10 protein-coding genes and 2 pseudogenes are annotated in these 11,962 nt (G+C 42.8%); 11 read left to right on the forward strand and 1 reads right to left on the reverse strand.

Going from position 1 to position 11,962, the window contains the following annotated elements; genetic code table 11:
• Positions 1-2: 2 nt before the first annotated feature.
• The 7 genes and pseudogenes from A5870_RS15845 (at position 3) to A5870_RS17820 (ending at position 6,857) form a co-directional block, all read left to right on the forward strand.
• Entirely contained in the window at positions 3-854 is an 852-nt protein-coding gene (locus A5870_RS15845; protein ID WP_005227285.1) for a carbohydrate ABC transporter permease, read from the forward strand.
• Positions 855-862: 8 nt separating this feature from the next.
• On the forward strand, positions 863-1,279 hold the full coding sequence (locus A5870_RS15850; protein WP_170924064.1) for a hypothetical protein: 417 nt from the start codon (positions 863-865) through the stop codon (positions 1,277-1,279).
• A 15-nt stretch (positions 1,280-1,294) separates the two neighbouring features.
• Entirely contained in the window at positions 1,295-2,251 is a 957-nt protein-coding gene (locus A5870_RS15855; protein WP_086293909.1) for a glycoside hydrolase family 43 protein, read from the forward strand.
• Between the two features lie 18 nt (positions 2,252-2,269).
• A complete protein-coding gene (locus A5870_RS15860) occupies positions 2,270-3,892 on the forward strand; it encodes a glycoside hydrolase family 43 protein (RefSeq protein WP_086293910.1) in 1,623 nt (540 codons plus the stop codon).
• Positions 3,893-3,902: 10 nt separating this feature from the next.
• On the forward strand, positions 3,903-5,348 hold the full coding sequence (locus A5870_RS15865) for an alpha-N-arabinofuranosidase (RefSeq protein ID WP_086293911.1): 1,446 nt from the start codon (positions 3,903-3,905) through the stop codon (positions 5,346-5,348).
• 3 nt (positions 5,349-5,351) lie between these two features.
• Entirely contained in the window at positions 5,352-5,615 is a 264-nt protein-coding gene (locus tag A5870_RS15870) for a DUF6171 family protein (protein WP_086293912.1), read from the forward strand.
• 51 nt (positions 5,616-5,666) lie between these two features.
• Positions 5,667-6,857: pseudogene (locus A5870_RS17820) on the forward strand (arabinan endo-1,5-alpha-L-arabinosidase).
• Positions 6,858-6,923: 66 nt separating this feature from the next.
• Here A5870_RS17820 and A5870_RS15880 read toward each other — a convergent pair.
• Positions 6,924-8,182: pseudogene (locus A5870_RS15880) on the reverse strand (alpha-galactosidase).
• Between the two features lie 120 nt (positions 8,183-8,302).
• Here A5870_RS15880 and A5870_RS15885 point away from each other — a divergent pair.
• The 4 genes from A5870_RS15885 to A5870_RS15900 all read left to right on the forward strand — a co-directional run bounded on the left by A5870_RS15885 (position 8,303) and on the right by A5870_RS15900 (position 11,876).
• Entirely contained in the window at positions 8,303-9,202 is a 900-nt protein-coding gene (locus tag A5870_RS15885) for a helix-turn-helix domain-containing protein (protein ID WP_086293913.1), read from the forward strand.
• A gap of 50 nt (positions 9,203-9,252) precedes the next feature.
• A complete protein-coding gene (locus tag A5870_RS15890) occupies positions 9,253-11,193 on the forward strand; it encodes a glycoside hydrolase family 127 protein (RefSeq protein ID WP_086293914.1) in 1,941 nt (646 codons plus the stop codon).
• Between the two features lie 153 nt (positions 11,194-11,346).
• Complete coding sequence (locus A5870_RS15895; protein ID WP_086293915.1) at positions 11,347-11,610, forward strand: type II toxin-antitoxin system Phd/YefM family antitoxin; 264 nt, start codon at positions 11,347-11,349, stop codon at positions 11,608-11,610.
• Positions 11,610-11,876, forward strand: a complete 267-nt coding sequence (locus tag A5870_RS15900) for a Txe/YoeB family addiction module toxin (protein ID WP_002294198.1) — start codon at positions 11,610-11,612, stop codon at positions 11,874-11,876. The genes A5870_RS15895 and A5870_RS15900 overlap by 1 nt, the downstream gene beginning before the upstream one ends.
• Positions 11,877-11,962 lie beyond the last annotated feature (86 nt).

Consider the following 11,962-nt stretch of genomic DNA (forward strand, 5'->3'; position numbering starts at 1 on the left):
AAATGAATACACAAAAGAAACATATACCTAGTATGGTCATCGCATATTTGTTTCTGATCGTTTTATGTATCATCTGGGTTATTCCATTGATTTTTAGCTTCGCCACTTCTTTTCGTTCTCAAACCGAAATCGTCTCCACTGGGTTTCGTTTATTACCTGTAAACTGGATATTAGATAACTATGTAGCGATTTTGACTAATACGTCTACTGCACCAATTATGCAGTGGTTATGGAATTCAATGTTTATCGCAGTCACGCACACTGTTTTAGTTGTGATCGTTGTTTCAGTGACCGCTTATGGCTATGGCAGAATGCGGTTTAAATACCGTGATCGTATCTTTTATCTTTTGATGGGGATCTCGATGTTTCCCGGCGTAGTGAATTTGATCCCGTCTTACAAAATCATTGAAACCTTCGGCTGGGTCAACTCTTCTCTTGCCATGATCATTCCAGGCTTAGCAGGGATGGGAAATATCTTTCTTGTGCGACAGTTTATGAAAGGTATCCCGCTTGAATTTGACGAGTCAGCACGAATGGATGGTGCAGATGAATTTACAATTTTTGCAGAGATCATCGTTCCTTTGATCAAACCTGTGTTGATCGTTGCAGGCCTCTTTTCTTTCACGGGCTCATGGAATGATTTCTTGTGGCCAGTGATCGTGTATACGGATGTTAGTAAAATGCCGATTACAGCCGGTTTGCTATTGCTACAAGACATTTATGGTAACTACCGAATGATTGGTCAATTGATGGGCTCGGCATTGATTGCGATCATTCCAACCGTCATGCTGTTTCTATTTGCTCAAAAATACTTCATTGAATCTATGAACTTAAATGCAGGAATAAAAGGATAGTGAAGATCATGAATCGAAAATTGGAAAGAAATTTACTACGTGCCAGTGCGGTCTGGGATGTCTGTATTGGTCTCGTAACGATGTTTGGGTATTATCCTTGGTTTGAAGAACAAGGGATCGCAGCATTTCAAAATCAAAATCAGTATGAATACTTGCAGTCAAGTCTGGTAGGAATGATATCGAAGGTAGTTATGATCGTTGCGTTAGCGACGATTTTGATGGGCGTTATCAGTTGTATCAACGCAAAGAATATGCGAGACAAACAAATAAACAAAGGAACGATACGTTGGATGATCGCCTGTGTCATCATCCATTTGATCATCTATGATGTGATCGGTGTCGTCCTCTATTTACTAGCTACGACGATGTATATGTCTAAAAACAAAGCAATAAAAATACTAAAAACGGAAAATGGAATTTTTTAAGAAGGTGTAGAATTTATGGCAGAAAATTATTTGGAACCGATTGTATTAGAACGTGCAGACCCATGGATATACAAGCATACCGATGGATATTATTACTTCACTGGATCAAAACCAGGGTATCAGGAAATCGAATTAAGGCGTGCGAAAACCTTGAAAGGACTGGCTGACGGTGAAGTAAAAGCCATCTGGACGGCTCATGCCGAAGGCCCCATGAGTGAGCTGATCTGGGCACCAGAGATTCATTTTATTCAAGGAAAATGGTACATCTATTTTGCTGCTGCAGATCATGGCGAAGTCAGAAATGATCAGCACCATCATCGGATGTTTGCGATCGAAAATGCGAATGAAGATCCCTTTGCAGGCGAGTGGGTAGAAAAAGGACAGATCAAGACGCAATTTGAGAGTTTCAGTTTAGATGCTACGGTATTTGAACACAGGAACCGATTGTATTATGTCTGGGCACAAGCAGATCCAAACATTCCAGGCAATTCCAATCTTTATTTATCAGAGATGGAAAACCCTTGGACATTGAAAGGAAAGCAGATTCTGCTGAGCATTCCTTATTATGAATGGGAAAAAATCGGCTTCAAAGTGAACGAAGCTCCAGCTGCTTTGATTAGAAATGGAAAAGTGATCATTACTTATTCAGCCAGTGCGACGGATGAAAACTACGCGATGGGACTGTTGTGGGCAGATGAGGATAGTGATTTATTGAATGGGTATTCTTGGTATAAGTTGAAGGAACCAGTCTTTTCAAGTTCTGAACAAAATTCCCTATACGGACCAGGACATAACTCCTTTACAGTCGATGAGGAGGGGAAACAAGATATCTTAGTGTATCATGCAAGACCAGAAAAAAATGATTACAGTAATCCTTTAGAAAATCCCAATCGACATGCGTATGTCCAACCGTTTACTTGGAAAAAAAATGGATTACCTGATTTTGGCGAACCCGGTGTAGTCAAAGGATAGATAAAAGAGAGGGAAAAAATGAATACAAAAAGAAAAATGCTCTGTTTAACCATGTCCGTTTTTTTTACTAGTTTATTTCTTGCTGGCTGTCAAACAGGAGATGCTGCTGAGCAACTTTCACAAAAGGAGTGGGAAACAACGACAAAAAATCGAGTGTCGATTCACGATCCATCGATTACTTCTATTCATGTTGGTGACCAAGAGCTGTTTTACGTATTTGGTTCGCATCTCGCCCAAGCGAAAACAGAAGATTTACAAACTTGGGAAGTGCCTTTCACTCACGAATATGAATCAATGGAAGACAATATGATCTATGGTAACACAAAAGAAAATCTAGCTGAGACTTTTGAATGGGCAGGCTACGATGATGCCGATTCACAAGGTGGTTACAGCCTTTGGGCACCAGATGTCATTTGGAATGCTGATTATGAATGGTCAAATGGAGACAAGGGAGCCTACATGCTCTACTACTCAGCTAGTTCTACTTGGCGGCGTTCAGCGATTGGATTGGCCGTAGCTAAAACGATCGAAGGACCCTATAGTTATGCGGATACCGTAATCTATTCTGGTTTTACAGAAAAAGATTCGACAGATGGTAGTGAACGCAATACCAACTATCAAAATACCCATTTGGCCAAATTGATCAAAGAGGGGAAAATCAGTGGGTTCAGTGAAAACTGGGCGATCGAAGATGGTCTGACGTATAACACCGATTATGCGCCAAACGCCATTGATCCAGCGTTGTTTTATGATGAAGAAGGGAAACTATGGATGACCTATGGTTCTTGGTCTGGCGGTATCTTTTTATTGGAAGTTGATCCAGCCACTGGAAAACCAATGTATCCTGGGGAAGATAGCACGACGGAAGATGGGCGTATCATTGATCGCTATTTCGGGATCAAGCTTTTTGGCGGCTATCATCAATCAGGAGAAGGTCCCTATATTGTATATGATGAGGAAACCGATTATTATTACCTATTCGTCACTTACGGTGGTTTAGCAGCAAAAGGTGGTTACAATATGCGACTGTTTCGCGCTGAAAAACCAGAAGGTCCTTACCTTGATGCCCAAGGAAATAGCCCAATCTTCGAACAAGGGGACCAAAATTCAAACTACGGCATCAAATTGATTGGCAACTACCAATTCTCGTTTCAACAAATGGGGTATCGAGCAGCGGGACACAATTCGGCGATCATCGATGAGAATGGTCAGTGGTCCTTGGTGTACCATACGCGCTTTAACAATGGAACCGAAGCCCATGAAGTGCGGGTCAACAGAATGTATATGAATGAGGAAGGCTGGCCAGTTCCAGCACCCTACGAGTATCGAGGCAATGAACAAGTAGCGGATGCTTTGACAGAAGATGACATTATCGGGCGCTATGAAATCATTAACCATGGTACCGACAATGGAACGACCATGCTAAAAACGCAGACGATCGAGCTTCAAAAAGATGGAAGCGTTACTGGTGACCTGACCGGAACTTGGACGTACGATGCGGGATACTTGGCATTGACTTTTGAAGAAGCTACCTTCAAAGGAATTTTATTAACTCAGGAAATAACAGAATTTGAGCAGCAAAAATTAACGTTCTCAACGATTGGCGATAATAATGAGTCCATTTGGGGAATCAAAGAATAGGAGTATAACAATGATGATTAACATTCAAAACACAAAATCAGGAACAACGATCAGCAAATATATCTACGGTCATTTTGCAGAGCATTTAGGCCGTTGTATCTATGAAGGATTATACGTTGGAGAAGATTCGCCGATCCCAAATAAAAATGGGATGCGGATCGATGTGGTTGAAGCACTGAAAAACATTCAAATCCCTGTGCTGCGTTGGCCAGGCGGCTGCTTCGCCGATGAATACCATTGGAAAGACGGGATTGGTCCTAAAGAAAACCGCAAAACGATGGTCAACACGCACTGGGGCGGCGTGACTGAAAACAATCATTTCGGGACCCATGAATTTTTTGAATTGATCAAGCAGCTGGAATGTGACGCGTATGTCAACGGCAATGTCGGCAGCGGAACGGTGCAAGAAATGTCGGAATGGGTGGAATACATCACGATGGATGGCATTTCTCCGATGGCTGATCTTCGCAGAGAAAATGGCCATGAAGAAGCGTGGGAAATGAAATTCTTTGGCGTAGGAAACGAAAACTGGGGCTGCGGCGGCAATATGCGGCCAGAGTACTATGCGGATCTGTATCGCCGCTATCAAACCTATGTCCGCCAATACGGTGACAAAAAAATCTACAAAGTTGCTGGCGGAGCGAATGTCGCAGACTATCATTGGACAGAAACGCTGATGAAAAACGCCCATTGGTTGATGGACGGCCTAAGCTTGCACTACTACGTTCATCCGCAAGGCTGGGAAGAAAAAGGTAGCGCCTTGGAATTTGATGAGGCAGAGTGGCAAGTGACCTGTGAAAAAGCAGCCTACATGGATGAATTATTGACCCGCCACAGCGCGATCATGGACCAGTATGACCCAGAACAGCGTGTGGGAATCATTGTTGATGAATGGGGCACTTGGTTCTCAGCAGAACCTGGGACGAATCCAGGCTTCTTATACCAACAAAATACGATCCGTGATGCCATGGTCGCAGCGATCACCTTGAATATTTTCCATAAACATGCCAAGCGAGTGCATATGGCAAATATCGCACAAACCGTCAATGTCCTGCAAGCGATGATTTTGACAGATGGCGAACAAATGGTGAAAACCCCAAGCTATCATGTCTTTGATTTGTACAAAGTCCATCAAGATGCTGAAACCATTGATAGCCATGGAACCAGCAGCGATACCATTACGTATACGATTTCGAAAAAAGAAGATACGATCCATCTATCGGTTTGTAATTTTGCTACCCAAGGCACGGAAGAATTAACCTTCTCCCTGGAAACAGCGATCAATGAAGTGAAAGAAGCTCGTTATATCGTGGGGGACAAAATGAACGCACACAATGATTTTGATCATCCTGAAGATGTGGTGATCCAAGACTTCACCGCTTACGATGTCAAAGAGAACAAAGTCAGCTTGCGGGTGCCAGCAATGAGTGTTCTAACGATCTCATTGACCGTCTGACCCATGACTTGTAAAGGATGCGAAGTGAAAGATGCTGCAGCAGCACAGGAAGACATTGAATCCTTGATTGCAGAACAACTTTCTTTAGAAAGCGACTTGGCTTCGCCGGAGATCGTCAGTAGGAGAATCGCTGTTTGTGAGACCTGTCCACTGCGATTGAATCATACCTGTACCAAATGCGGTTGCTTTTATCGGTTTCGCGCAAACTTAGCTAAGAAAAACTGTCCTGCAGGAATGTGGGAACAAACAGGACAGCTCGCCAAGTAGCTGTCCTGTTTTTATAAAATAGCATAAATCAATTAGGAGATGAGGGAAGACATGACAGCGATCAATGGGGTTCATGATCCTACGATTATTGAACATGAAGACACCTTTTATTTATATTCAACGGACACACAACAGCCCAAAACGGCTGGTGTACCAATTCGTCGTTCAAAAGATTTGATCCATTGGCAATTTGAGAAACAGGCATTGTCAGAAATGCCTGAACCAGCAGTAAAATGGAGCAAGGCTCAAGGACTATGGGCACCGGAAGTTATTCGCTATAAGGACGAATTCCGTATGTATTATTCTGCTTCGACATTCGGCAGTACCACTTCTTTTATTGGCTTAGCTACAGCATCAGATCCTTTGGGCCCTTGGGAAGATCAAGGAGAGGTTGTTAAAACCAATGCTACTCTTGCACAGCATAACGCGATCGATGCCAATATTGCTTTTGACCGCTCAGGTGAGCAGTGGTTTGTCTATGGTTCTTTTTTTGGCGGAATCTATATTGCTCCATTGAACAAAGAAACTGGAAAACTTCAAGAAAAGAGCTATGGTCAACGGATTGCTTTTCGTCCGAAAACAGTTGATACTGCTATTGAAGGCCCATTTATCTATTATCATCCTGAAACCGATTATTATTATTTGTTTGTTTCTTTCGACTCCCTTAACGATTCGTATAATATCCGTGTCGCCCGAGCAAAAGAAATTACAGGGCCATATCTGGACTGGCATGGTACGGCCATGACGGATCAAGAAAAGACGCCCACCGAAGTAGGGACTAAACTGCTGGGCAGCTATCAGTTCTCAGAATAACCAGTTGTATACGCTCCTGGTCATAACTCGATCTTTACGCAATCCAATAAAGAAAGCTTCGTTGTGCATCATGCACGGAGAAAACCCTTCAGTGACCAATTCCATTTACAAATACGTAAACTCTATTGGCTGGAATCAGGCTGGCCAGTAATCTCTGCTTCAATCTATCAAGGAAGTGTTTCACGAATGCCAGAGCAGGAAACTCTGTTAGGAAAGTGGGAAATCATCCAATTTGATCATGAATCTCAAGTTATATCTTCTCAACTGCAAGAAATAACAGCATTAAAAAAAGAAGGACGAAGTTACTTGTGGGGAGAAAACGAATTTGTCCCATATTATGAGTACATCGACCAAAAAGAAAGGTTGTTTTTCTCTGGAATCAATGATCAAGGCGTTGCGTTTCTTGGTCGAAAAATGTACGAAGAATAAAAAACAAGCAGCACAATGAGTAGGTTGCATTGTGCTGCTTATAAACGTATGCTGCTGCCGGCTTTACTAAATACTGCCTTTTAATAATCGGACACCATGAGTAGGAACCTCAGCATCGGCAATTGTTTGTTCTTTTTGTTGCCATAACTCAGTGCCGCTTTTAATTGGTAGTAAAGCAGCGATCGATTTTGGGATGGTTTGCGTTTGATCAGAAACATTGAAAATGGCATAGTAGACGGCTGTGTCGCTCAACGCCTCCCAAATGATCCACTCTTGATCACGATAGAACTCTTTTTTCGTATGGATTCTTCGATACATTTCTAAGACTTCAGTATTCGTCAATAAACATAACGTAAAGGGATCGATGTCTGGTAAAGTACCACCGAACATCAATGGAGATTGGAAGATCGTCCATAAACTCATCAATAAGTATTGCTCGTCTTCCGTAAAACGTGTCCAGCTATCACCACCGCCACCATCAACTGCCCGAATGCCGATATGACCCAACGGCAGCATATCACAGTCAGGCCAGTTACCTGGACGGACGAAAGGTGCCCACTCTGCTGCTCGGTCAAACATGGCGTAAAGGGCGTCCCAATGATCCCAAAAGTCATCCGTCAAGCGCCACATATTGGCATGATTTTGAAAGAAACTACCATTTTTGAGGGCAGCTGGTCCGGGAGACAAAGAAAGGACGATCTCTCGACCCGATCGATCGCACGGCGAATCGCTTTGATTTCTGCTTTATGGGCATCACCGTAAATTTTCGAATCGCCGATATCATCCACCTTTATAAAGTCAACACCCCAAGAAGCATATAATTCGAGCAAAGAATCATAATAAAGCTGTCCTTCAGGCAATGAAACATCGACCCCATACATATCGGAATTCCAAGGGCAGATTGAATTCATAGCAATGTCCCGTGCCCGTTTATCTGTTCCTTTGATCGGCGTATTTTGATGAACTGCTTGTCGTGGAATGCCGCGCATGATATGGATACCAAACTTCAGCCCTTTTTGATGCAGATAGTCACCAAGTTTTTTGAAACCAGCGCCATCTTTTGCTGAAGGGAAACGGTTCTCAGCAGGAATCAAGCGAGAATAGTCGTCCATACACAACGGATAAAAATCATTGTACCTTGTAGACTTTGCTTCTGGTTCGCTCCATTGAATATCCACGACGACGTACTCCCAACCATAAGCTTTCAAATGCTCTGCCATAAAATCTGCATGGGCGATCACTTCTGCTTCGGTTACAGAAGCGCCATAGCAGTCCCAAGAATTCCATCCCATTGGGGGTGTTTGTGCAAAATGTAAAAAAGACATTGATTTCCTCCTAGTACGTTTTTCTTATAGTATAGTAAGCAATAAAAAAGAGAGGGAAAGTTTTGTCTACTAGAAATAAAAAAGAAAGAAATCGTCAACGAATGAAAAAGGAGTTGATCAATGGTGTTTCCACAAGAAACAAACTATGCGAAGATTACAGCATACTATAGTGTTGCCCTTGAGCGTTTTTCCATGGATCCACATCAACACCCAGCGTGTGAGATCATGTTTGTGACCAAAGGGAAGTGTAAGATAAAGGTGCAAGATCAAGTAATTGTTCTGGAAAGAAATGATTTCGTTTTCATAAACGCGTTTGTGGAACACGCCTTACTCGTTGAAGGAGATTCCTGCACCTTACTGAATATTGAATTTCTTCTGAGTGAGACACCGTCCGGCCTTTGTGTTCGTGATGTTTTTGCATACATCAAAGGAAATGTACAATTGAATGAGCCTTACGCGAAAAGTCGCGATGTCCGCCAATTTGGACAAGCGATCAAGTCATTGCTGCAGCTGCTAATGATCGATGATACTCAAGAGCAACCGTCTGCTGAACGGCAATTTACGATCGAGCTCTTGTTTAAGCGGATGTTGATGGAATTAGCCTTTTCATTACGTACGAAAGAAACCAAACGGGGCAATTGCTATGTGAACGCTGCGGTCAACTATATTCAACAGCGTTTTGATGAAGATATTCAAGTCTCCCAAATCGCAGCGGCTGTGGGGATTACGAAAGCCTACTTGCATAAACTCTTTCATGAGCAACTGGGAGTGACGGTCAACCATTTTCTCACTAGTGAGCGTCTGAAGCAGGCAGCATTTTTACTAAGCAATAGTCAGCTGCCAATCGTCGAAATTGCCGCTCAAGCAGGATTCAACAGTAGGCAGCACTTTACCAATACCTTTAAACAAAAAAAAGGCATGAGTCCTAAAGCCTACCAGCTCTTATATAAGCAAACGATCAAAGAGGAGGCAGGGCAACATATCACAGGAGATGATCCGAACTTTTTATTAATGAAGTAAATATGAATTGAATGATCAAGCATAAAAAAGTAAAAGAACAGGAGAACGAAATGAAAGAATTCGCATTAAACAAGATCCAGCTCACGGACGAGTTTTGGCAAGGATACCAAGAGCTTGTTCGCAAAGAAACGATTCCTTACCAATACCAAGTCCTAAATGATGAAATCGATGTAGATGTTCAAGCAGAACGAGAAGATCCCAATTTGCCAGCTGGGAAAAGCCATGCACTGGCGAATTTTCGCATCGCTGCAGGGCAAATGGAAGGGGAACATTTTGGCTGGTTTTTTCAAGATAGTGATGTCTACAAATGGATCGAGTCGGCTGGGTATAGCTTGTTGAATACTAGCGATCCGCAATTGGAAAAGACAGTAGATGAAGTGATTGACTTAGTTGCTGCGGCGCAAGAAGCGGATGGCTACTTAAATACCTTCTTTCAATTGACCCGACCGAAGTTAAAATACCGTCAGTTGTATTTCAGTCATGAACTTTATTGTGCCGGGCATTTAGTCGAAGCGGCTATCGCTTATGATCAAGCGACAGGCAAGGATAAATTACTGACCGTGGCAGAGAAAAATATCGCCAATATTTGCACGCATTTTGGGCGGGAGCCTGAAAAAATTCAAGGTGCTGATGGCCATCAAGAGATCGAATTGGCGCTGGTGCGTTTGTATGAATACACTGGTAAACAAACCTATTTGACATTAGCTGATTTTTTTCTTGAAGTACGTGGGGAAGATCCTGCCTTTTACGAAAAAGAAATTTTGAAAAACCAAGCGGATGGCTTATCGGATGAAACGCCAAGGGTAGACCTCACCTATTTACAAGCCTACGATCAACCTAAAAAGCAGCATGAAGCCAAAGGTCATTCGGTACGAGTGCTATATATGGCAAGCGGGATGGCAAAAGTCGCCCAGCATATCCAATATCAAGAATTAATCGATGCTTGCGAAGCGATTTGGGAAGACATCGCCTGTAAGAAAATGTATGTGACCGGTGGCGTCGGCTCAACCGTTCACGGGGAAGCCTTTGTCGGTCCCTATGATTTGCCGAATGATACGATGTATTGTGAAACTTGTGCAGCTATTGCATTGGTCCAATTTTCTTTTGAGCTGTTCAAACTAACCAAGGAACCAAAATATTTAGCGACGATGGAACGAGCGTTGTATAATAGCGTCCTTTCTGGTGCGGCAATTGACGGCAAACACTTTTTCTACGTGAATCCTTTGGAGGTCAATCCCCAACGAGATCAAGAAAATCCTGGCAAAGGTCACGTCAAAGCCCAACGACCCGATTGGCTCGGTTGTGCGTGTTGTCCGCCGAATTTTGCACGGATGGTCGCTTCGCTGCAACGCTTGGTTTACACTTGCGATCAAGAGAAGCTTTACGTGAATTTATTTGTAGCAAGCCGTTTAGAAGAACCTGATCAATTTACGTTTGAACAAACGGGCGGGTTTCCTTTTACAGAGGACCTCACGATTCGCTATCAAGGCATTCCAAAGACGCTTATCATCCACAAACCTAACGGACTAAGTAAGTTTCAAATCGAGAGTGAACACGAATGGCAGGAGACGAACGAGGTAATCATCTTTGAGGCAGTCGAAAACGTGACGGCCAATATCCGTTTTGAACAACCATTGCAAATCCTGCGTGCGAATCCTCAAGTTATTCAAGCTATCAATCAAGTCGCATTGCAACGTGGCCCCTTCGTGTATTGCATAGAAGAAGCCGACAATGGTCAAGCACTCTGGCGTTGCCGCATCGACCCACAGGCGCTGGAGGCGACCTTTTCGAAAGAGGATACGTTGTTGCCAACTACTTTACGTTTGGCGATCAAAGGCTACCAAAGCGAAGAATGGTCGGGAACAACCCTTTACGAAGAACGAGCGGAAACGGTCATACCTCGTACGTGGCAACTGATCCCATACCATTTATGGGGCAATCGGGGCATAGGCGAAATACGCGTTTGGCTGCCGCTCGTTGGAAAGGTGTAAGAAGTAAGCAGGGCCAAAGATCTTCCCTAAAAGGAGGCTCTTTTTTCTATGTGAAAATAGCGGGAAAAGTTCACTGTATATAAGTGCATTATTGTATTTTTGACGTACTCAATCAGGTACGCTATAATTATATCAAGAAAAGGAGGAGAGGCAATGGCTAATACAACGATGAATCCTAGCACTGCTCGCAAAAATTTTTATCAGTTATTGAAAGATGTAAATGAAAACCATACTGAAATTGAGATTATTAGTGATCGTAGTGGAAACAATGCTGTGTTGATTGGGCTAGAAGACTGGAGAGCGATTCAAGAAACCCTTTTTCTTGAGCAAACAGGTACTCTAGACAAAGTACGAGACCGCGAAAAAGACGACAGTGGCTTTACGGATATTGATGATATTGATTGGGAAGCTCTTTGATGAGTAACTATACAGTCGCAATTAAAAACTCTGCGAAAGTGGATCTAAGGAAAATCAAACAATCGAATTTAAAGAAACAGTTTGAAGAAGTGATTCAGACCTTGAAGGAAGATCCATATATGCCCACGCAGTCTTTTGAAAAGCTGAGACCTACACATGAAGGCAGATATTCACGTAGGCTGAATAGGCAACATCGAGTGGTTTACAAAGTTGATGAGGAAAATAAAGTTGTGGAAATTTATTCTGCATGGACACATTATGAATGAAGTGTGAAGAGCTGATTTTTTAGCTAGTTGACCAAGAGCTTCCCAAAAAGGAGGCTCTTTTTTTTTCTAAACTCAACCTTCTTGGA

The organism is Enterococcus sp. 2G9_DIV0600 (genome assembly GCF_002140615.1).
GTDB lineage: Bacteria > Bacillota > Bacilli > Lactobacillales > Enterococcaceae > Enterococcus_D > Enterococcus_D innesii.